Source organism: Micromonospora sp. NPDC092111, assembly GCF_044755745.1.
In the GTDB taxonomy this organism is placed as follows: Bacteria; Actinomycetota; Actinomycetes; order Mycobacteriales; family Micromonosporaceae; genus Micromonospora.
In genome coordinates, this window is sequence record NZ_JBIVRQ010000016.1 from 81,743 (window position 1) to 103,640 (window position 21,898).

Below are 21,898 nucleotides of genomic sequence, written 5' to 3' on the forward strand. Positions count from 1 at the left end.
GGTCAGGGCAGGGTCCACTTCTGGTTGGCAGCGGCGGTGCAGGTCCACAGGTTCACCGGAGTGCTGTCAGCCGAGTTGTTCCCGGACACGTCCAGGCACTTACCCGAACCAGCGTTACGCAACGTCCCGTCCGCCTGCCCGGACCAGTTCTGCGCACCCGTCCCATTACACGTCCAGAGCTGGATCTTCGTACCATCAGCAGTACCCGCACCAGCAACATCCAGACACTTACCCAACGCCTTCACCGTGCCATTCGGCGTCACCGCCCAACTCTGCGCGGTACTGCCATTGCAGGTGTAGAGCTGAATCTGCGTACCGTCAGCCGTCGCACCACCCCGCACATCCAGACACTTGCCGGCCAGCCCGACGACCGGGCCGGTCCGCACCGTGGTGGCGGTGGTGTTCAGGGTGAACGCGTCGAGGTCGTAGAGCGCCCCGGCGCCGCCGGCGAAGGTCAGGTAGAGCGTGGTGGTGCCGGCGGGCGGGCCGGTGACCGTGCCGGTGACCGTGGTGAAGACGTCCCAGCCGCCGGTGACCGGGACGGTGGCCTGGCCGAGCACGGTGCCGGTGGCTGAGCCGGCCCGGAGCTGGAGGGTGCCGCCGGCCCCGGCCGAGGAGACCCGGGCGCTGAACGAGGTGACGTTGCCGACCTGGTACGGCGTGAACGCGATCCAGTCCCCGTTCTCGATGTTGCCGACGGTCTTGCCGCCCTCGGCGGTGGCCTTGTCGAAGGTGGCGATGCCGGCCGAGGTCTTGAAGTGCTCGGCCTGCCGGTGCCGGGGCTGGAGGATGTGCTGGGTGTGCGTGGTCAGCCCACCGGAGTCGGTGTACTCGGCGTCGAAGATGGCGAAGATGTTCGCCGCGTCGTCGTGCTCGCCGTCGACCGGGATGGTGATCTGGCCGGTGCAGCCGGCGACCGAGGTGATCTGGTGGCCGTGCTGGTCGTGGCCGAGCACGTAGGTCATCTTGACCTTGGCGCAGTCGATCGTGCCGTCCTCCGGGTCGGTGACGGTGATGCTGAACGGCACGGTGTCACCGAACGAGAAGAGCTTGCCGTTGCCCGGGTTGTTCACCGTCACCGTGGGTGCGGTGTTGCCGACGCTGATCAGCACGCTGGCGCTGCCGGTGGCCCCCTGCGGGTCCCGCACGGTGAGGGTGGCCGTGTAGGAGCCGTTGGCGGTGTAGGTCTTCGCCGGGTTGGCGGCGGTGGAGCTGGTGCCGTCGCCGAACGCCCACGAGTAGGTCAACGCGCCGCCGTCCGGGTCCGACGACCCGGCCGAGGAGAAGTTGACCGTCAACGGGGCGGCCCCGGAGGTCCTGTCGGCGCTGGCCCGGGCCACCGGGGCGCGGTTGCCGCCGGCGACGTAGTCGAACCGGTAGAGCGCCGAGTTGGCGTCGCCGTTGAAGTAGCCGGTGCCGTAGTCGAGCACGTAGTACGCGCCGTCCGGGCCGAACGCCGAGTCCATCACCTGCTTGCCCACCCACGGGAAGGCGTCGATGGTGCCGGGCGAGCCGTCGGCGTTGACGTGGATCGGCTTGATCCAGCCCCGGCCGAACTCGGTGGCGAAGAACTGCCCGTCGAAGGACTGCGGGAACTTCGTCGTCGAGGTGGAGGCGGCGTTGTACCGGTAGACCGGGCCGCCCATCGGGGACTCCGAGCCGCCGCCGAACTCGGCGGGGGTGCCGGCGTCACCGCCGTACCGGATCCAGGCCGGCTTCGCCGCCGGGAGGGTGGTCTGGCCGGTGTTGCGGAACGAGTTGTTGGTGGGGCCGCCCGTGCAGTTGTACTTGGCGCCGGTGGCGCCGGTGGCGAAGTCCCACTCGTTGTACGTCTCGGTGGTGGTGTTGGTGCCGGTGCAGTACGGCCAGCCGTAGTTGCCGGGCCCGGTGACCCGGTTGAACTCGACCTGCCCGCTGGGGCCCCGGGTGGCGCTGGTGGTGCCGGCGTCCGGCCCGTAGTCGCCGACGTAGACGATGCCGGTGGCCTTGTCGACGCTCATCCGGAACGGGTTGCGGAAGCCCATCGCGTAGATCTCCGAGCGGGTCTTCGCGGTGCCGGCCGGGAACAGGTTGCCCGCCGGGATCGCGTACGACCCGTTGGCGTTCACCTTGATCCGCAGGATCTTGCCGCGCAGGTCGTTGGTGTTGCCGGCGCTGCGCTGGGCGTCGTAGCCGGGGTTGCGGTTGGTGCGCTCGTCGATCGGCGCGTAGCCGGCGGAGTCGAACGGGTTGGTGTCGTCGCCGGTGGAGAGGTAGAGGTTGCCGGCCGCGTCGAAGTCGATGTCCCCGCCGACGTGGCAGCAGAGCCCCCGGTCGGCGGGCACGTCGAGCACGTCGACCTTGCTGGCCTGGTTGATGGTGAAGTCGGCGTTGAGGGTGAACCGGGACAGCCGGTTGACGCCCTGCCAGGCGGAGAAGTCGGTGCCGGTGGCCGGGGCGTCCCCGGCCGGGGTGGTCAGCGGCGGGGCGTAGTAGAGGTAGACCTGCCGGTTGGTGGTGAAGTTGGGGTCCACCCCGACGCCCTGCAAGCCCTCCTCGTCGTGGGTGTAGACGGGCAGGGTGCCGATGACCGTGGTGACGCCGGCGGCGTCGGTACGGCGCAGCGTGCCGTTGCGGGCGGTGTGCAGGACGGAGCGGTCCGGCAGCACCGCGAGCGACATCGGCTCGCCGGTCTCGGCGACTCCCCGGGCCAGTTCGACCTGCTGGAAGTCTCCCGCGCTGATGACGTGCGCGGCGGCGGGGGCGGGACCACCGAGGGCCGCCGGACCGGCGGTGAGGGTGACCGTGCCGGCCGCCGCGACCAGGAGCAGCGCGGCGGCGGAGGGGAACCATCGTCGGGTTCCGTTAACAATTAAGTCCTTTGTGGACATTACTGGCTGTCCCTTCCTGACGGATCACTGCCAGGGCGGGGCGCGTGCCGTCGCGCCGGATGCCGGATGCGTGGGGTACGACAGGGTCGGCCAGGTACGGGTCGGCCGCCCCCGTGACCTTCGGCCGGGGCGGGAGCCACGTGCCGGGAGGTCACCAGTCGATGGGTTACCGCGCCGCCGGTTCACCTCGACGAAACAGGTTCGTGATGAGACGAACATTAAGGCTTGTCGATTTCGGTGTCCATACCTTCTGCCGGACCGACCTGAACTTTTGCTCGTCCGACGAAAAGTTCGGGGCATCCCCACCGGTGGCGACCCGGTCGCCGGGCCTCAGCTCTGCCGGTGCACGGCCTGGTCGGCCAGGCCGGCCAGCGCGGACCGCGCCGGCTCCGCCAGCGGCACCTGGTCCAGGGCCGCCCGCGCCGCGTCGGCCCGGACCCGGATCAGCCGCTCGATCTGCTCCCGCGCCCCGGTGGCCTCGATGATCGCCCGGAGTTCGGCGGCGCCCGCCGCGTCCAGACCGGGGTTGCCGAACAGGTCGCGCAGCCGGTTGCCCTGCGTCCGGTCGGCGGCGTCCCGGGCCAACGCCATCATCACCGTCGGCTTGCCCTCGCGCAGGTCGTCCAGGACCGACTTGCCGGTCACCGCCGGATCACCGAAGACCCCCAGCACGTCGTCACGGAGCTGGAAGGCGTCGCCCAGCGGGTCACCGAAGTCGGTGAGCGCGGCGATCAGCTCCGGCGCGGCACCGGCCAGGGCCGCGCCGATCTGCAACGGCCGGGTCACCGTGTACCGGGCCGCCTTCATCCGGATCACGGTGAGCGCACTGGCCACCGAGCCGTCCCCGACGCCGGAGACCAGGTCCAGGTACTCCCCCGCGATCACCTCGGTACGCATCCGGGCGAAGACCGCGTACCCCTGGCAGACCTGCGTGGTGCTCAGGCCGCACTCGTGGAACATCTGGTCCGACCAGGCGGCGCAGAGGTCCCCGCAGAGCAGCGCGGTGTTCCGCCCGTACGTCTCGGGGTCGCCGCGCCACGCCGACCGGGTGTGCAGGTCGGCGAAGATCCGGTGCACCGACGGGCTGCCCCGGCGAAGGTCACTGCCGTCGAGGATGTCGTCGTGGATCAACGCGAACGCGTGGAACAGCTCCAACGCCGCCGCGGCCACCACGATCGGCCGGTCGTCCTCGCCGCCCGCACCCCGCCAGCCCCAGTAGCAGAAGAGCGGACGCAGCCGCTTCCCGCCGGCCAGCACGAACCGGTGCAGGGCGGTGAAGATGCCGCGCGGCGCGCCGTCCGGCCAGTCCGGGCCCTGCCGGTCCAGGAAGGCCACCAGCTCCGCGTCGAAGCGGGCCCGCAGCCCGCTGGCGTCGACCGGGGCGGCGGTGACCGTCACCGCCGCTCCCCCGGTCCTCCGACCACGTCGGCCGGGCGGGTGGCCGCGCCCAGGCCGGCCAGCTCCAGCAGCAGTCCCTTCACCTCGGTGGCGGCGAACGTGTCCCGGGCGACGGACGGGTCGGAGCAGAGCAGCACCGGGCCGTCCGCCGGGTCGGCCGGCAGCCGGCCGTGCGAGCCGCGCACCGCCTGTGCGCCCGCGTCCAGGCCGACCACGCTCATCAGGTACCGCATGCCGAGCTTCTTGCGGGCCAGCGCGACCGCCGCCCGGCGCTTCGCCGCCCCCGGCGCGGCCGGGTCGAAGAACAGCTCCGCCGGGTCGTACCCGGGCTTGCGGTGGATCTCCACGTTGCGGGCGAAGTCCGGGGCCAGGTCGTCGTCCAGCCAGTAGTAGTAGGTGAACCACGAGTCCGGCTCGGCCACCAGCACCAGCTCACCGGCGCGCTCGTGGTCCAGCCCGGCCGCCGCCTTGCCGTCGGCGTCCAGCACCTCGGCCACCCCGGGCAGGCCGGCGCAGAGCTTCGCCACCGCCGGCACGTCCGCCGGGTCCTTGACGTAGACGTGCGCGATCTGGTGGTCGGCGACGGCGAACGCCCGGGACGTCCACGGGTCCAGGTACTCCATCCCGGCCTGGGTGTAGACCCGCAACAGCCCCTCGGCGCGCAGCAGCCGGTTGACGTCCACCGGACGGGAGACGTCGGTGATGCCGTACTCGGAGAGCACCACCACGGTGGCGTCGGCGGCCCGGGCGGCGTCCAGCAGCGGGCCGAGCACCGCGTCCAGCTCGGCCGCCGCGGCGGCGGCCCGGGGCGACGACGGGCCGAAGCGTTGCAGGTCGTAGTCGAGGTGCGGGACGTAGACCAGGGTCAGGTCCGGGGCGTGGTCGGCGAGGATCCGCTCGGCGGCCTGGCAGATCCACCGCGACGAGGGCAGCCCGGCCCCCGGCCCCCAGTAGGTGAACAGCGGGAAGGTGCCGAAGGCGTCGGTGAGGGTGTCGCGCAGCTCCGGCGGATCGGTCCAGCAGTCCGGCTCCTTGCGCCCGTCGGCGTGGTAGACCGGGCGCGGGGTGACCGTCCAGTCGACGTCCGCGCCCATCGCGTACCACCAGCAGACGTTGGCCACCGTGTAGCCCGGCTCGACCCGGCGGGCCGCCTGCCACAGCTTCTCCCCGCCGACCAGCGCGTGGTGCTGCCGCCACAGCAGCACCTCGCCGAGGTCGCGGAAGTACCACCCGTTGCCCACGATCCCGTGCCCGGACGGCGGTTCGCCGGTCAGCAGGGTCGCCTGCGCCGAGCAGGTCACCGCCGGCAGCACGGTGCCCAGTTCGGCGGAGAAACCCTGCTCGGCGACCGCACGCAGCCGGGGCATGTGGGCCAGCAGCCGGGGGGTCAGCCCGACCACGTCCAGCACCACCAGCCGGCGGCTCATGCCGACACCTCGCCGCGCTCGGTGCCGCCGTCGCGCCCCACGGCGCGGTGTCGGTGACGCTCGCTCATCGTCGTACCCCCAGGATCGTCGGGACGGCTCGGCCCGCCGGTGTCAGGCCGAGGGTGACCAGTTCGTCGCGCGCGAAGGCCAGCTCCGCGGCGATCCCGGCGGCCAGCTCCGGGTCGGTGCGCGGACGCCGCGCCACCGGCAGCACCCCCCACGTGTACGTCTCGACGTCCAGGTGGTCGCAGCCGGCGGTGGGGCCGCCGAGCAGCGCGGCCAGCGCGCTGCGCAGCACCGGCAGGGTCGAGGTCAACGGCGGCTCGGGCGGGGCGTGCAGCGGCACGTGGTAGTGCACCCGCCACGCCCCGGGCAGCCGGGCGGCCAGCGCCGCGTCCAGGTCGTCGGCGGCGTACGCCGGGTCGGCCGGGTCGGCGGCGTGGGCGCAGCCGGCGGTCCGGGTCTGGTGCAGGAAGCGCGGCTCCACCCAGCGGCCCAACGCCTCGGCATCGGCGACCGGGTCGGCCGCCTCCAGGGCGGCGGAGACCTGCACCTTGACCACCGGCAGCCCGGCGGCGCGCAGCCGGACCAGCGCCTCGGCGGGCTCCTCCCAGGCGCAGGCGAGGTGGGCCAGGTCCAGGCAGACGCCGAGCCGGTCCGGGTCGAGGCCGGACAGCAGCGCGGCGGCCTGCCCGCTGCTCTCCACCACGCAGCCCGGCTCCGGCTCGAAGGCCACCCGCACCGGGCGGCCGGTGTCCCGCTCGACGGCGGCGAGCCCGGCCGCGAGGTCGTCCAGCCGGCGGCGGGCGGTGTCGGCGCGGGCCGCGTCCCAGGGCTGCCGCCAGGCCAGCGGCAGGGTGGAGACCGAGCCGCGGGCCGCGTCGTCGGGAAGCAGGTCGGCCAGCACCCGGGCCAGGTCCAGGGTGTAGCGCAGCCGCTCCGGGGTGGTCCAGTCGGGGTGGTAGACGGCGCCCTTGACCACCGGGGCCTGGAAGGCCGCGTACGGGAAGCCGTTGAGGGTGACCACCTCCAGCCCCCGGTGGGTCAGCTCGGCGCGCAGCCGGCGCCGGGCCGCCGGGTCGGCGGCCAGTTCGGCGGCGACCGGGGCGGCCAGCCACAGCCCGAGGCCGAGCAGGTCCGCGCCGAGCGCCTCCCGCACCGGTACGGCGTACGTGTCGAGCTGGGCGAGGATGCCGGCGGCGTCCTCGGCGGGGTGCACGTTGGTGCAGTAGCCGAGGTGGACGGTGCTGCCGTCGGCGTGCCGCAGCCGCATCAGTCGCCGCCGCGCAGGATCGAGTTGCCGGCGAAGGTGCCGCTGGCCGGCTGGTCCAGGTCGGTCAGGTCGAGCCGGCCGGACTGGCCGTAGAACTCCACCGGATTGCGCCACAGCACCCGGTCGACGTCGTCGTCGGTGAACCCGGCGGCCAGCATCGCCTCGCCGGTGGCCCGGGTGAGCAGCGGGTCCGAGCGCCCCCAGTCGGCGGCCGAGTTGACCAGCACCCGCTCGGTCCCGTACGTCCGCAGCAGCTCCACCATCCGGGGCGGCGACATCTTGGTGTCCGGGTAGATGGAGAAGCCCAGCCAGCAGCCGCTGTCCCGGGCCAGCTTCACGGTCACCTCGTTGAGGTGGTCGAGCGCCACCCGGCCCGGTGCGATACCGGACTCGGCGACCACCGCGAGGCTGCGTTCGACGCCGCGCGCCTTGTCCCGGTGCGGGGTGTGCACCAGGGCCGGCAGGTCGTGGTCGATGGCCAGGGCGAGCTGGGTGGCGAACGCCTCGTCCTCGGCCGGGGTCATGTCGTCGTAGCCGATCTCGCCGACCGCGACCACCGCGTCCTTCTCCAGGTAGCGGGGCAGCAGGTCGAGCACCGGACGGCAGCGCGGGTCGTTGGCCTCCTTCGGGTTCAGCGCCACGGTGGCGTGGTGCCGGACGCCGAACTGCCCGGCCCGGAACGGCTCCCAGCCGATCAGCGAGTCGAAGTAGTCGGCGAAGGAGGCGGCGCTGGTACGCGGCTGTCCCAGCCAGAAGGCCGGCTCGACCACGGCGCGGACCCCGGCGGCGGCCATCCGCTCGTAGTCGTCGGTGGTCCGCGACGTCATGTGGATGTGCGGGTCGAAGATGCGCATTCACGCCTCCCTGATGGTGAGCCGGTCGAGCAGTGCGGTCGCGTCGGCGGGGAGCTGCCGACCGGCGGCGTGCCGCTCCGCGGCGAGCGCGGCGAGCATCGCGGTCAGCTCCGGGTCGGCGCGGGTGTCCAGGTCGACGACGGCGGCCAGCGGCACGCCGATGAAGACGCACTTGAGCACCGCCTGCCGCCAGGCGTCCGGCGCCAGGTGCCGGGCGTACGGGCCGAGCGCGGCGGCCACCAACCGGGTGTCGTTGGTGCGGATCGCGTCGAGCAGCAGCGGCGCGCCGGCCGCACCGACGGGCAGCAGCGGCAGCGCCTTGAGCACCGCCCGCTTCTCGGCCGCGTCGCCGTGCCGGTACAGCGCCTCGGCCTGCCCGGCGATCCGGTCGGCGGGCAGCGCGGCCAGCAGCAGCGCCCGGGCCGCCTCGTCGGCGGTCCAGCCGGGCGCGGTGGGCAGGTCGTGCCGGCCGCACCGGCGGCCGGCGGCCGGGAAGTACCGCCCGACCGTGTCGGGTTCGACCGCGACGCGGCGCAGCGCGACGTCCAGCCAGTCACGATCGGGTACGCCCTCCAGCGCGGCCCGCAGTCGATCCGGTGTCATCCGTCTCTCCTCCTGAGGTGCTGGTCGGCGGTGGTCAGGTCGCCCCGGCGGGCGGGCCGGTCGCGGTGCCCCCGGTGGCCGGCCCGGTACCGCCGACACCGGCTCGGTGGGCGGCGGTGTGCAGGAAGCCCAGCGACCGGGCGGCCACGGTGGGCGCGGCGTGCGAGTGCCGGGGCAGCTCCACGGCGACCAGCCCCCGGTATCCGGAGTCGGCGAGGGCGCGCAGCACCGGCGGGAAGTCGATCTCGCCGGTGCCGAACTCCAGGTGCTCGTGCACGCCCCGACGCATGTCGTCGATCTGCACGTTGACCAGGTGGTCGGCCACCTCGCGCACGCAGTCCGGCACGGGCAGCGGCTCCAGGCAGCGGCAGTGCCCGATGTCGAGGGTGATGCCGAAGTGCGCCGGGTCGCCGAGGGCGTGCCGCAGCCACCGCCAACCGGCGATGTCCTCGACCAGCATCCCCGGCTCCGGCTCGAAGCCGAGGGTCACGCCGGCCCGGTCGGCGGCGTCCACGACGGTGGCGCAGCCGGCGACCAGCCGGTCCCGGGCGACGGCCGGCGTGACGCCGTCCGGGCGGACCCCGGCCCAGAACGAGACCGCCTCCGCGCCGAGGTCGGCGCCGATCCGGACGGCCCGGCACAGGAAGTCGATCCGGCGGGCCGGGTCGTCGTGCAGCAGCGTCGGGGCGTGCTTGTGCCACGGGTCGAGCAGGTAGCGGGCTCCGGTCTCGACCACCACGGCCAGGCCGAGCGCGGCCAGCCGGCGGGCCACCGCGGCCACCCGGCCGGCCAGGTCCGGCGCGTACGGGTCGAGGTGGTCGTGGTCCAGGGTGAGCGCGACGCCCCGGTAGCCGAGGTCGGCCAGCACGGCCAGGGCGTCGTCGAGCCGGTGGTTGGCGAACCCGTTGGTGCCGTAGCCGAACCGCAGCCCGCCCGGGTCCACCCGGCCGGACGGCGGGTCGGCGGGGCGCGGGCCGGTCATGTCGGGGAGACCTTCCGGGCCAGCCGTCCGCCGAGCGGCGCGGCGAGCGCGACCAGCCCGCCGAGCAGGCCGGCGCCGGCCCGGGCGGTGAGCGCACCCTGCAACGCGGGCAGCCCGGTGATCCCCGCGCCGACCGCCGCCCGGACCCGGCCGGGGGTGGGTTCGGCGACCACCCGCACCTGCGCGCCGCCGTAGCGGGCCACGTACCAGCCGGCCAGCGCGACCGGCAACGCGGCGGCGACCCGCCGACCGGCGGTGGCCGCCGCACCCCGGACGGCGCCGGCCGGCGCGCTGCCGGTGGCGGCCGGCGGGCCGGCGGCGACACCGGCCGGTGGGGCGGGCCGGCGCAGGGTGGTGGCGGCCAACGCGACCAGGGCGGTGCCGGCCAGGGTACGGCGGGGCAGCGCGGCGTCGGCGCCGGTCACCTCCCGGCGGGACAGGGCGGTGACCGTCCAGGTGTGCGCGGCCACGGTGAGCGCCGCCGGCAGGGCCCGGACCGGCCGGCCGCCGGACGCGCCGAGCAGCACGTCCAGCCCCCGGCAGGCGGCCATCACGGCGGGCCCGGCGGCGGTGTTCTTCGCCGCGAGGTCGTACCCCCAGATGGCGGCGGCGAGCGGGAGCGCGACGGCGGTGGCACGCCGGCCACCGGAGACGGCGGCCAGCCCCAACCCGGCGGCGGTGAGCCCGACGGCGAGGCCGGCGGCGGCGGTCGGGGTGACCCGGCCACTGGGGATCGGCCGTTCCGGACGCTCGACGGCGTCCAGCCGGCGGTCCGCCCAGTCGTTGGCGGCCATCCCGGCCCAGTAGAGCAGGACCGACGCGCCGGCCAGCCCGGCGGTACGCGGGCCGAGCGTCCCGGCCGCCGCCGCCCCGGCGACCACGTCGCCCGGCACGGAGAGCGCGGCCGGCGCCCGGACCAGCTCGGCCAGGTCGGCCAGGCCGGTCACCTGGCACCCCCGGCGTGCAGCTCCCGGGCGAACCCGACCAGCCGCTGCCACTGCTCGCCCAGCGAGTGGGTGGGCGAGTCGAGCGGGTCCTTGAAGAAGAACGCCAGCTCGGGCAGCGGGCCGGACTGTCCGGCGGCGTGCGCGGCGGCGGTGAGCCGGGCCAGGTCGAGCACCAGCGGGGCGGCCAGCGCGGAGTCGCAGCCGTGCCAGGTGAACTCCATCCGCATGCCGGTGCCGAGGAAGCCGGCGAAGGTGATCAGATCCCAGGCGGTCTTGAAGTCGCCCAGCTCCTCGACGTACTCGATGCGGGTGCCGCCCTGCGGCAGGTAGCCCAGCGTCTCGCCGAGGACCCGCTGCTTGCTGCCGACCTTGGCGGCGTTCGCGGCCGGGTCGGCGAGCGTGGCGCCGTCGCCGCCGCCGAGCAGGTTCATCCCGGACCAGGAGCGGACCGCCAGGTGACGCATCGCGAACATCGGCGCGAGCACCGACTTGACCAGGGTCTCCCCGGTCTTGCCGTCGTGCCCGGCGTACGGCAGGCCGCGCTGCGCGGCCAGCGCGGCCAGCGCCGGCAGCCGCAGCCCGGTGGACGGGGTGAAGTCGACGTACGGGCAGCCCGCCTCGACGGCCGCGTACGCGTAGAGCGAGCTGGGCGGCAGCACCTCGTCGGGGCCGGCGAGCGCGGCGCGCAGGGCGTCCGGGTCGGCGTGTCCGGGGTGCGGCGCGGGGGCCGGTTCGGTGGCGGAGACGTTGACCACCACCACCCGGTCCAGCCGGTGCCGGTCGCGGAACGCGGTGAGGTCGGCGGTGCTGGCGGCGGCCCGTTCGGCCTGGGTGCCGCCGGTGGGGGCGGGGCGCAGGTCGTCCTCGACGGCGGCCAGGTCGGCGGCGAGCGCGGCGGCCAGCCGGCCGGGCAGCACACCGGCGTCGGCGAGCGCCTCGGCCCGCTTGGTCAGCGGGGTGGTGGCCACGTCGTGACCGCCGAAGACCAGGTCGGCGAAGGCGGGCAGGGCGGGCCCGCGCAGTTCCGGCAGCTCGGTGACGCAGCCGGTCGGGCCGGTGAGGCCGGCCCGCAGGGCGAGGCCCCCGACGATGGCGGTGGTCGCGACCGAGCCGCGCGCACCCAACAGCCAGACACCCGTACGCATGGTGCTCCTTTCGTCGGGCGAAACCGTGTCGCAGGTCAATGTGGACCGGCAGGTGCTGATTCGGCGCGGGGTGGCCCCGTCCGCCCGGACGTCCGGGATGGCACCGGATACGGCGTCGACGTCGGCGGCACCGACGCCGCACCCGGCTCCCGCACGGCGTGCGGACGGGGCTGGTAGGCAGGGCCGGTTCGGCGTATCGGCCCTGCCTCCCCGCATCCGGCCACCGGGCGGCGGCGCGCCCCCGGCCGGACGTCTCGTGGTGGCGACCCGGTCCCGACCGTCGCCGGCCGGGGTTCCCGGGTCACCCGGGTGGGGTGGTCGGCCTTCCGGTGCGACCGGGGAATCCCGGTCCGGCCGCACCGGACGGCCGTGCTGCGCGTGCACCGGGCCGGGTGGCCCGAGCGCACGCCCTCCGTGCCGACCCCGGCCCGGCCGCGGGGCGCAACCGCGGCCGGTCCCTCGCCGGTCGGCGTCGGAGGTGGCTGGTCAGACGGCGAGCGCGGCCAGTGCCGGCTCGACGTCGGTCCATTGCGACCCGAGCTCTGCCGACCGGGTCACCGCGTCCAGCACGAGCTGGACCTGCAACGCGTCGGCGAAGGACGGCGTCGGGTCGGCGCCGGTGGCGACCGCCTCGACGAAGTCGCGCATCTGGTGGGTGAAGGAGTGCTCGTAGCCGATGATGTGGCCCGGCGGCCACCACGCCGACATGTACGGGTGCTCGGCCTCGGTCACCAGGATCCGGGTGAATCCCTGCTCGGCGGTCGGCCGGGCAGCGTCGTAGAACTCCAGCTCGTTGAGGCGTTCCAGGTCGAACACCACCGAGCCGAGCGAACCGTTGATCTCCACCCGGAGGGCGTTCTTGCGGCCGGTGGCGAACCGGCTCGCCTCGTACGTGGCCAGCGAGCCGTCGTCGAGCCGGGCCACGAACACCGCGGCGTCGTCGACGGTGACCGTGCCGGTCGCCGTCCCGCTGCCGTCGGCCTGCGCGGCCAGGCCACTGGAGCCGGCCGGCAGCGGCCGTTCCTTGACGAACGTCTCGGTGACCGCGCTGACCCCGGTGATCCGCTGTCCGGTGACGTACTGGGTCAGGTCGATGATGTGCGCCCCGATGTCGCCGAGCGCACCGGAGCCCGCCTTGTCCCTCTGCAACCGCCAGACCAGCGGAAACTGCGGGTCGACGATCCAGTCCTGCAGGTACGCCGCCCGGACGTGCCGGATCACTCCGAGCCGTCCCTCGGCGACGAGCTGCCGCATCATGGCGACGGCGGGCACCCGGCGGTAGTTGAACCCGCACATGGACCGGACCCCGGCGGCGCCGGCGGTGGCCGCGGCGGCGGTCATCGCCCGCGCCTCGGCCACCGTGTTGGCCAGCGGCTTCTCGCAGATCACGTGCTTACCGGCGGCGAGCGCGGCGAGCGCGATCTCGGCGTGACTGTCCCCCGGTGTGCAGATGTCGACCACGTCGATCTCGTCCGAGGTGACCAGGGCGCGCCAGTCTGTGGTGTGCGCGTCCCAGCCGAGCCGGTCGGCCGCCTCGGCGACCTTCGCGGCGTCCCGGCCGCAGACCATCGCCATCCGGACCCGGGCCGGCAGGTCGTACACCCGGTTCACGGTGCGCCAGGCCTGCGAGTGCGCGGCGCCCATGAACGCGTAGCCGATCATGCCGACCCGCAGTTCGCTGTGGTGAGTGGACAAGGTGGGTCTCCCCCCGTGTGTCAGAACCCGAGCTTGAGGTAGTTGCTCGCGTTCTCCTTGGTGATCGTCTCCGAGGCGAGCACGATCTCCTTGGGCACCTGGAGTTCCACCAGGTCGGACATGCCCTTGCCCTGGGCGATCAGGCGCGCCAGGGAGATGGCCGAGGAGGCCATCGACGGGCTGTAGGTCACGGTCGCCTTGAGCACCGTGTTGTCGGCCTGGATGTCCTCCATGGCCTTCTTCGAGCCGGCGCCGCCGACCATGAAGAACTCCTTGCGGTTGGCCTGGTTGACGGCGGCCAGCACACCGATGCCCTGGTCGTCGTCGTGGTTCCAGATCGCGTCGATCTTCGGCAGCGCCTGGAACAGGCCGGTCGCGGCCTGCTGGCCGGAGTCGGCGGTGAACTCCGCCGGCCGGCGGTTGGCCACCTTGAAGCCGGCCGTGGCGAGGGTGTCGGCGAAGCCCTTGGAGCGCTGCTGGGTCAGCTCCAGCGAGTCGATGCCGGGGATCTCGCCGATGACCGGGTTGCTGACGCCCTTGGCCTTGAGCTGGGCCACGATGTAGTTCGCGGCGGCCACGCCCATGCCGTAGTTGTCGCCCATGATCTGGAGCCGGTAGGCCAGCGCGTCCGGGAAGGCCCGGTCCAGGTTGACCACCGGGATGCCGGCCTTCATCGCCTCCAGGCCGAACGCGTTGAGCTCCTTGCCATCGTGCGGCAGCACCACGATGACGTCCGGCTTCTGCGCGACCAGGGTGGACAGCGCGGCCCGCTGAGCCGCGGCGTCCGCGCCCGCCTCGACGGTCTTGAAGTCCACGTCGGAGTACGCGCCGGCCTGCGCCTTGGCGTTGTTGGTGATGGCGGCGATCCAGCCGTGGTCGGCGGCCGGCGCGGAGAAGCCGATGGTCACCTTCTTGCCGGGGGCGCTGTTGCCGCCGGCGGCGTTGTCGGCCGCCTTGGTCTGCGCCGCGGTCGGCGCTGTCTCGTTGCTGGTGCAGCCGGCGAGGAGCACGCCGGCGCCGACCGCCGCACCGCCGAGGAGCAACCGGCGGCGGGACAGGTCACGGGGCTGGGTCATGACGACCTCCTGAATGACGGGTGGTGGGGTGAAAAAGGGTGTGCGGGTCCCGGCCACCGTCGGGTGGCCGCCGGAATACGGTCTCGGTTCGGTGCGGCGCCCGGCGGGCGCCGTCGGGTCAGGCGGTGGTGGCCCTGTTACGGCCGAGGAACTGGGTGAGGCTGCGGAACTGCACCTGCTGGATCAGGACGGCGCCGACGATGATGCCGCCCTTGACCATGTTCTGGGCCTCGGTGGAGAGGCCGTTGATGGCGAACAGGTTGGTGATGGTGGAGAAGATCAGCACCCCGAGCAGGGAGCCGATGATGGTGCCCCGGCCGCCGCTGAGCAGCGTGCCGCCGATGATGGCCGCGGCGATCGCGTCCAGCTCGTACAGGTTGGCCATGGCCGCCTGGGCGGAGTTGGCCTGCGCGGTCAGCATGATCGCGGCGATGCCGCAGCAGAGCCCGGAGAGCGCGTAGAGCAGCAGGGTGTGCCGGCGGACGTTGATGCCGGCGAGCCGGGCCGCCTCCGGGTTGCCACCCACGGCGACCGTACGCCGGCCGAAGGTGGTCCGGTTGAGCAGCACCCAGCCGGCGGCCACCACGGCGGCCAGGATGTAGACCAGCAGCGGGATGCCGAGCAGTTCGGTGCTGGCGATGCCGTTGATGAGGGTGTTGCTCGACACCTGGGTCTGCTTGCCGGAGATCTGCGCGGCCAGGCCCCGGGCCGCGACCATCATGGCCAGCGTGGCGATGAACGCCACCAGCCGGCCGTACGAGATGAGCAGCCCGTTGACCAGCCCGACCGCCACGCCGACCACGATCGCCGTGAAGATCATGCCGCCCGCGCCGTAGCTCTGGGTGGCGATCGTGGTGGCCCAGACCCCGGCCAGCGCGACGATCGCGCCGACCGACAGGTCGATGCCCCCGCCGATGATCACGAAGGTCATCCCGACGGTGACCACCCCGACCACCGAGGCCAGCTTGAGGATGGTCAGCGTGTTGCCCCACACCCAGTCGAGGTTGGAGTAGAGGTCCCAGCGGGTGGCGGCGCCGATCACGACCAGCACCACCAGCACCCCGATCAGGCCGAGGTTGCGCTTCGCGCCCTCGCCGCCGTCGCCGTGCCACCAGGACAACCGGCCCGCGCCGGGCTTCTCCTTGGCCGCCGCCGTCCCGGCCGGGTCGACCGGCGGGGACTGTGCCGGCAGGTCCGCCGGCCGGTCCGGCGTCGCGGTCCCGGTCGCCTCGCTCATGCCGTCACCTCGGTACGCTCACTGCGCTCGCTCATGCCGGCGCGCCTTCCATCAGAGACCCCGCCATGACGAGGTCGAGCACGGTGTTCTCGTCCAGTTCGCCGGCGGGCGCCTCGCGCACCATCCGGCCCTCTCGCATGACCAGCACCCGGTCGGCCAGTCCCAGCACCTCGGGCACCTCGCTGGAGACCAGCAGCACCCCGACCCCCTGGGCGGCCAGCTCGCGGATCACCCGGTACAGCTCGGCCCGGGCGCCCACGTCCACCCCCCGGGTCGGCTCGTCGAGCAGCAGCAGCCGGGTGTCGCCGAGCAGCCAGCGCCCGACCACCACCTTCTGCTGGTTGCCGCCGGAGAGGGTGCGTACCGGCCGGCGCACGTCGTTCGGCCGGAGCTGGAGGCTGTCGGCGATCCGTTCCGCCTCGGCCCGTTCCCGCCCGGCGTCGGTGAAGCCGAGGCGGGCGTACCGGGTGAAGGTGGCCAGGGTGACGTTGCGGTGGATCGGCTCGCCGAGCAGCAGCGCCTGGCTCTTGCGTTCCTCCGGGGCCATGCCCATGCCGGCCCGGACCGCCGCGCCGACGCTTCCCGGGCGCAGCGCCCGGCCGCCCATCCGGACCGTGCCGGACTCGGCCCGACGCGCGCCGTAGATGGTCTCCAGCAGCTCCGAGCGGCCGGAGCCGACCAGCCCGGCGATGCCGACGATCTCACCGGGACGGACGCTGAGCGAGACGTCGGCGAACTCGCCGGTCCGGCTCAGCCCCTCGACCCGCAGCAGCTCGTCGCCGGTGGCGGCGGCGGTCGGGCGGTCCGGGAAGACGTACTCGATGGTCCGGCCGGTCATCCTCGCGACCAGGTCGCGGGTCGGGGTGTCCCGGGCCGGCAGGTTCGCCGCGGTGGTCCGGCCGTCCTTGAGTACGGTCACCCGGTCGCCGATCTCGCGGATCTCCTCCATCCGGTGCGAGATGTAGATGACCGCGATGCCCTGGGCGGTGAGTTCCCGGATGATCCGGAACAGGTTGCCCACCTCGTCGTGGGCCAGCACCGCGCTCGGCTCGTCCATGATGATCAGTCGGGCCTCGTGGGACAGCGCCCGGGCCATGCTGACCACCTGCTTGCCGGCCGCCGGCAGGGCGCGGACCATCCGGCCGGGCGGGATCTCGCCGTGGCCGAGCCGGCCCAGGATCTGCCGGGTCCGCCGGGCCATCTGCCCGCGCCGGACGAAGCCGGCGACCTTCGGCTCGTGGCCGAGGAAGGCGTTCTCCGCGACCGACAGGTCCTCGACCAGGTCGAGTTCCTGGTAGATGGTGGCGATGCCGGCCCGCATGGCGGCCTGCGGGTTGGCGAAGTTCGCCGGTTCGCCGCGCCACTCGACCTGACCGGAGTCCGGCCGGTGCACCCCGGCGAGCACCTTGATCAGGGTGGACTTGCCGGCGCCGTTCTGCCCGAGCAGGCAGTGCACCTCGCCGGCCCGCACCTCCAACTGCACGCCGTCCAGCGCGCGTACCCCGGGGAAGGTCTTCACCACGTCGGTGAGGCGGAGCACCACCTCACCGACGACGGTGTCGTCGGGGGCGGCGACCAGCGGGGTGGCCCCGCCGGCGGGAGTCGACTCGGCGCTCATGATGCCTCCCCGAAGGCGACGTCGCTGGCGAGGACGGCCGCGCCGGCGACGCCGGCGCGCGGTCCGAGTTCGGAAAGGACGACCGGCAGGTTGCCGGTGGCCAGGGGCAGCGAGCGGCGGTAGACCACGCTGCGGATCTCGGCGAGCAGAATGTGCCCGAGGTGGGCCAGCCCGCCGCCGATCACGATCATCGACGGGTTGGTGAAGCTGACCAGCCCGGCCAGCACCTGCCCGACCCGGCGGCCACCGTCGCGGATGAGTTGGATGCAGGTGACGTCCCCCTCGACCGCCGCCTCGGCGACGTCGCGGGCGGTGACCGCGCCCCGCGCGGCGAGCCGCTCGGCCAGGGCCGGCGAGGCGCCGGTACGGGCGGCGGTGGCGGCCTCCCGGGCCAGGGCGGCGCCGCTGAACACGGCCTCCAGGCAGCCGGCGTTGCCGCAGGAGCACATCGGCCCCCCGGCGTCGACCTGGATGTGCCCGATGTCCCCGGCGCAGCCGTCGGTGCCCCGGTAGACCTCACCGCTGAGGTAGATGCCGCACCCTATGCCGGTGCCGATCTTGACGAAGAGGAAGTCGTCGACCGAGTGGGCCACCCCGCCGTGCCGCTCACCGATCGCCATGATGTTGACGTCGTTGTCGACCACCGCCGGGCAGCCGTGCTCACGGGTGAGCAGCTCGCGCACCGGGAACCGGTCCCAGCCGGGCATGATCGGCGGCGACACCGGCACGCCGTCGCGGAAGCTCACCGGACCGGGGACGCCGATGCCGACGCCGTCCAGCTTCTCGTACGCGCCGTCCACCCGGGCCTTGTGCAGCAGGTCGTTGACCCGGTGCAGGATGACCTTCGGGCCGGAGCGGATGTCGGCCGCCTCGGCGTACGCGGCGACCGGTTCCAGCCGCCCGTTGACCACCTCGACGTCGATCGAGCTGGCGCCCATGTCGACGGCGGCGAACCGGAGCCCGGGGTTCAGCTCGACCAGAGTGGAGCGACGACCGCCTCGGGAGGCGGCCAGCCCGGCCTCGGCCACCAGGCCCAGACCGACCAGCCGCTCCAGCTCGGCGAGCAGCCGGGGCCGGGGCATCTGCAACCGGTCGCCCAGTTCGGCCCGGGACGCGGGGCCCTCGTCGCGGAGCAGCCGCAAAAGCTGCACGTGCAGGGGGTCAGCCGTCCGCACGGGACTCACCTCCGCCTCAGGGTTCACATTGACGTCACGCCGTTGTGTTGTGTCCGACACAGTAGGAGACTTCCGTGGCACCTGTCCATAGCTTCAGTCGTTCCGACGCCAACTTTTGTCCGAACGAACAAAAGCTTAAAGTGGATCAAGAAAAGGTTGACCATCCGGCACGCCCGCGATACAGCCCGCCACCTGCGGCGGAACGATCGACCGGCCGGACACGGATCCGCCCCGCCACGGCGGACGTGACGGGGCGGAGCGGACGACGGATGGCCGATCAGCGACACCCGCCGCCCCTCCTCGTGTCGGCGGGTGTCGCCCACGAGATGCCCAGGTCGGGCCGCCCGCTAACCGCTCACCGGTAGAGCAGTCCCGCCATCCGCCGCGACGCCACCCGCAGGCCGAGCCCGGTCAGCGCGCCCAGGTAGAGCACGTCGAGCGCCCACCACCAGCCGCCCGCGCCGACGCTCACCTCCCGGATCAGGTGCACCGAGCGGTAGAGCGGGGTCACCTCGACCAGCCAGCGCAGCGCCGCCGGGTAGGACTCCGCGGGCACGAAGGTGCCGGAGAAGAGGAAGAGCACGAACTGGGCCGACCCCATCAGGTCGAAGTCCTGCCAGCTCCGCATGAAGGTGGAGAGCGCCATCCCGAGCGCGCCGAAGGAGAAGCCGACCAGCACGGCCGCCGGGAACGCCGCGACGGCCCGCACGGCGGTGGTCAGCTCCATCGCCACCATCACCACGAGAAAGGCCGCCGAGTACGCCGAGCCGCGCACCATCGCCCAGCCCAGCTCGCCGAGGGCGATCTCGAACGGGCGCACCGGGGTGGCGATGATGCCGTCGTAGAGCTTGAGGTACTTGAACTTGCCGAAGAAGTTGAAGGTGGTCTCGGCGAGCGCCCCGGTCATCGCGGACGCCGCCAGCATGGCGGGGGCCACGAACACCGCGTACGCCACCGGCCGGCCGTCGGGCAGGGTGAAGCCGTCGATCAGCCGGCCGACCCCGACGCCGATCGAGAAGAGGTAGAGCACCGGTTCGACGAAGCCGGAGACGAGCAGCAGCCAGTAGACCGGCTTGAGGGTCGCGATGTTGCGCTCGACCACCGAGGCCGAGCGGCGGGACGCGCCGGAGACGTCGAGCAGCCGGGGCAGGACGAGGGTGACCACGCGACGCTCCTAGACCACGAGCCGGCGACGGAAGACGCGGACCGCGAGCAGCCAGCCGGCCACCGCCCAGGCCGCCAGGTAGCCGAGGTGGCCGGCCGCCGACCACTGCGGCGCGACCCCGAGGGTGGCCGCCCGGCACAGGTCGACCGCGTGCCAGAGCGGGGTCGCGTACGCCAGCGGGCGCAGCGCCCCGGGCAGCGACTCGACCGGGAAGAAGATCCCGGCGAAGAGGGTCATCGGGATCACCGCGAAGCGGAACAGCATGGCCAGCCAACTGTCGCTGGGCACCACGGCGGTGAAGGCGAAGGCCGGCGCGGCCACGGCCAGGCAGAGCAGCGCCACGATCGGCAGGGTGGCCACCGCCCAGCCCGACCTCAGCGCCCCGAACAGCCCGGTGACCAGTAGGAACGCGGCGCTGGCGGTGACCGCCCGGACGAGCACGAAGGCCAGGTGCCCGCCGACGATGTCGGCGACCCGCAGCGGTGCCGCGCTCTGCGCGACGTACGTCCGGGTCCATTGGAAGTTGCTGAACACCGGCCAGGTCGACTCGCCGACCGCCACCTGGAGGGCGGTCGAGGCGAGCAGTCCGGGCACGATCCAGTCGAGGTAGCGCACCCCGCCGACGCCCTGCTCGACGTAGGCGCCGACGCCCAGGCCGAAGCCGAGCACGGTCAGCGTGGGCAGCAGGAACGAGGAGAAGACCCCGGCCCGCCAGGTACGCCGGTAGCCGGTCAGGTGGTGGGCCAGCACCGCCAGCGCCGGCACCCGGGGCAGCATCGGCCGAACCCGCGCCGGCCCGCCCGTCTCGACTCCCGCCCGGTCAGCCATCAGTCGACCAGGGTGCGGCCGGTGAGGTGCAGGAAGACGTCCTCCAGGCTGCTGCGCCGGACCAGGACCGAGGCCGGGGTGAGGCCACGCGCGTCGACCTCGGCGACCGCCGTGTCACCGTCGGGCACGTAGAGCAGGATCCGGTCGGGCAGCACCTCGACCCGCTCCCCCAGCCCGTCGAGCTTGCCGGCGAACGCCTCCTGCGACTCGGCGGCGAACCGTAGCTCCACCACCTCGCGGGTGGAGTGCCGCTCGATCAGCGCGCGGGGCGAGCCCTCGGCCACGATCCGACCGCCGTCCATCACCACCAGGCGATCGCAGAGCTGCTCGGCCTCGTCCATGTAGTGGGTGGTCAGCACCAGCGTGACGCCCTGCTGCTTGAGCCGGAACAGCCGCTCCCACACCAGGTGGCGGGCCTGCGGGTCGAGACCGGTGGTGGGCTCGTCGAGGAGCACGATCTCCGGCTCGTTGACCAGCGCGCGGGCGATGGTCAACCGACGTTTCATGCCGCCGGAGAGCGGCTCGACCCGGCTGTCGGCCCGCTCGGTGAGCTGGACGAAGTCGAGCAGCTCGGCGGCGCGCTCGCGGGCCACCCGGCGCGGCACCCCGAAGTAGCGGGCGTAGGTGGTGAGGTTCTCCTGGACGGTCAGCTCGGGGTCGAGGTTGTCGAGCTGCGGGCAGACGCCGAGCCGAGCCCGGATGGCGGTGCCGTCGCGGACCGGGTCCATGCCGAGGATGCGCAGCTCGCCGCCGCTGGGCGGGGAGATGCAGCCGATCATGCGCATGGTGGAGGACTTGCCGGCGCCGTTGGGGCCGAGGAAGCCGAACGCCTCACCGGGTGGGACGTCGACGTCGATGCCGTCGACGGCGGTGAAATCGTCGAACCGCTTCACCAGCCCTCGGGCGCGGATCAATGGCGGGGCGTCGGTCACCTGGCCGACCCTACCGACAACGTCCGACACCCTCGACCGGGTTTCGCCGGCCGGCCGGCGCGGCGGGTGGCTCGTCACGGAACGTATCAGTGCTACCGACGGTCACGGTGACGTGCGGCGATGCACGGGCGCCCCTGCCGGACGCACGGGCCGACGGCCGACCAGGACGACGGGCGTTGCCCGCCATACTGGACAGATCGTTTTCGGACGGGCGATCCGAACATCCGATGTCAATGGGCCTGTCGGAGGTATTTGTCGAATAGTTCTCGCAATTCGATTTCGCTGCGTGATTGGGGCCGAAAATCGCTTACCGAGAGCAATTGGCATCAGCAATGTTCCCTGGATTACACAATTCGCGTATCGTGCCGCCTCGTGTCATCCCTGCGCTCCCCCGACGGCCTGGCTCCGCAGCCTGCGCACCTGGCCCGGGCCAACCCGGCCGCGAAGGGCAGCAGCCCGGAGAACGCTTACCGGACCGCCCCGGTGCCGCCGCGCCGGGGCGCCACGAAGGCGTTGCCGGACCTCCTGGGCGCGAGCTGACCCAGGGCGGCGGGGGGGGGGGGCCCCCCCCCCCCCCCCCCCCCCCCCCCGCGACCCCCCCCCCGCGCCCCCCCCGGCCCCCCCCCCCCCCCCCCCCCCCCCCCCCGCCCCCCCCCCCCCCCCCCCCCCCCCT

General features: G+C 73.6%; 18 protein-coding genes. 1 reads left to right on the plus strand and 17 read right to left on the minus strand.

Going from position 1 to position 21,898, the window contains the following annotated elements:
• Positions 1-2: 2 nt before the first annotated feature.
• The 17 genes from ACIQG9_RS25135 to ACIQG9_RS25215 form a co-directional block, all read right to left on the minus strand.
• The gene (locus ACIQG9_RS25135; RefSeq protein ID WP_400406846.1) at positions 3-2,870 is read right to left on the minus strand and encodes a carbohydrate-binding protein; all 2,868 of its coding nucleotides are present in this window, start codon (positions 2,868-2,870) and stop codon (positions 3-5) included.
• A 330-nt stretch (positions 2,871-3,200) separates the two neighbouring features.
• Entirely contained in the window at positions 3,201-4,268 is a 1,068-nt protein-coding gene (locus ACIQG9_RS25140; protein ID WP_400406849.1) for a polyprenyl synthetase family protein, read from the minus strand.
• A complete protein-coding gene (locus ACIQG9_RS25145) occupies positions 4,265-5,695 on the minus strand; it encodes an alkaline phosphatase family protein (protein ID WP_400406851.1) in 1,431 nt (476 codons plus the stop codon). The genes ACIQG9_RS25140 and ACIQG9_RS25145 overlap by 4 nt, the downstream gene beginning before the upstream one ends.
• Before the next feature lie 64 nt (positions 5,696-5,759).
• Positions 5,760-6,968, minus strand: a complete 1,209-nt coding sequence (gene eboE, locus ACIQG9_RS25150) for a metabolite traffic protein EboE (RefSeq protein ID WP_400406853.1) — start codon at positions 6,966-6,968, stop codon at positions 5,760-5,762.
• Entirely contained in the window at positions 6,968-7,822 is an 855-nt protein-coding gene (locus tag ACIQG9_RS25155; RefSeq protein WP_400406856.1) for a TatD family hydrolase, read from the minus strand. Before ACIQG9_RS25155 ends, eboE begins: the two co-directional genes overlap by 1 nt.
• Positions 7,823-8,425, minus strand: a complete 603-nt coding sequence (locus tag ACIQG9_RS25160; protein ID WP_400406858.1) for an EboA domain-containing protein — start codon at positions 8,423-8,425, stop codon at positions 7,823-7,825.
• 34 nt (positions 8,426-8,459) lie between these two features.
• A complete protein-coding gene (locus ACIQG9_RS25165) occupies positions 8,460-9,407 on the minus strand; it encodes a sugar phosphate isomerase/epimerase family protein (RefSeq protein ID WP_400406861.1) in 948 nt (315 codons plus the stop codon).
• Positions 9,404-10,354: an SCO3242 family prenyltransferase gene (locus ACIQG9_RS25170; RefSeq protein WP_400406863.1), complete on the minus strand. Its 951-nt coding sequence runs from the start codon at positions 10,352-10,354 to the stop codon at positions 9,404-9,406. The genes ACIQG9_RS25165 and ACIQG9_RS25170 overlap by 4 nt, the downstream gene beginning before the upstream one ends.
• Positions 10,351-11,499 carry an inositol-3-phosphate synthase gene (locus tag ACIQG9_RS25175; protein WP_400406866.1) on the minus strand — a complete coding sequence of 383 codons (1,149 nt, stop codon included), beginning with the start codon at positions 11,497-11,499 and terminating at the stop codon, positions 10,351-10,353. Before ACIQG9_RS25175 ends, ACIQG9_RS25170 begins: the two co-directional genes overlap by 4 nt.
• A gap of 486 nt (positions 11,500-11,985) precedes the next feature.
• On the minus strand, positions 11,986-13,194 hold the full coding sequence (locus tag ACIQG9_RS25180; RefSeq protein WP_400406867.1) for a Gfo/Idh/MocA family protein: 1,209 nt from the start codon (positions 13,192-13,194) through the stop codon (positions 11,986-11,988).
• Between the two features lie 20 nt (positions 13,195-13,214).
• Positions 13,215-14,270, minus strand: coding sequence for a substrate-binding domain-containing protein (locus ACIQG9_RS25185; protein ID WP_400406870.1), 1,056 nt, complete (start codon positions 14,268-14,270; stop codon positions 13,215-13,217).
• Between the two features lie 118 nt (positions 14,271-14,388).
• Positions 14,389-15,507 (minus strand): ABC transporter permease, encoded by a 1,119-nt coding sequence (locus tag ACIQG9_RS25190; protein ID WP_400406872.1) that lies wholly within the window; start codon positions 15,505-15,507, stop codon positions 14,389-14,391.
• 31 nt (positions 15,508-15,538) lie between these two features.
• Complete coding sequence (locus ACIQG9_RS25195; protein WP_400406875.1) at positions 15,539-17,125, minus strand: sugar ABC transporter ATP-binding protein; 1,587 nt, start codon at positions 17,123-17,125, stop codon at positions 15,539-15,541.
• Positions 17,122-18,300 carry an ROK family transcriptional regulator gene (locus ACIQG9_RS25200; protein ID WP_400406877.1) on the minus strand — a complete coding sequence of 393 codons (1,179 nt, stop codon included), beginning with the start codon at positions 18,298-18,300 and terminating at the stop codon, positions 17,122-17,124. The genes ACIQG9_RS25195 and ACIQG9_RS25200 overlap by 4 nt, the downstream gene beginning before the upstream one ends.
• Before the next feature lie 355 nt (positions 18,301-18,655).
• Complete coding sequence (locus tag ACIQG9_RS25205; RefSeq protein WP_400406879.1) at positions 18,656-19,465, minus strand: ABC transporter permease; 810 nt, start codon at positions 19,463-19,465, stop codon at positions 18,656-18,658.
• 9 nt (positions 19,466-19,474) lie between these two features.
• Positions 19,475-20,293, minus strand: coding sequence for an ABC transporter permease (locus ACIQG9_RS25210; RefSeq protein ID WP_400406882.1), 819 nt, complete (start codon positions 20,291-20,293; stop codon positions 19,475-19,477).
• A complete protein-coding gene (locus tag ACIQG9_RS25215; RefSeq protein WP_400406884.1) occupies positions 20,293-21,225 on the minus strand; it encodes an ABC transporter ATP-binding protein in 933 nt (310 codons plus the stop codon). Before ACIQG9_RS25215 ends, ACIQG9_RS25210 begins: the two co-directional genes overlap by 1 nt.
• A gap of 372 nt (positions 21,226-21,597) precedes the next feature.
• On the opposite strand from ACIQG9_RS25215, the gene ACIQG9_RS25220 reads away from it, so the two are divergent.
• Positions 21,598-21,765: a hypothetical protein gene (locus tag ACIQG9_RS25220; protein ID WP_400406887.1), complete on the plus strand. Its 168-nt coding sequence runs from the start codon at positions 21,598-21,600 to the stop codon at positions 21,763-21,765.
• Positions 21,766-21,898 lie beyond the last annotated feature (133 nt).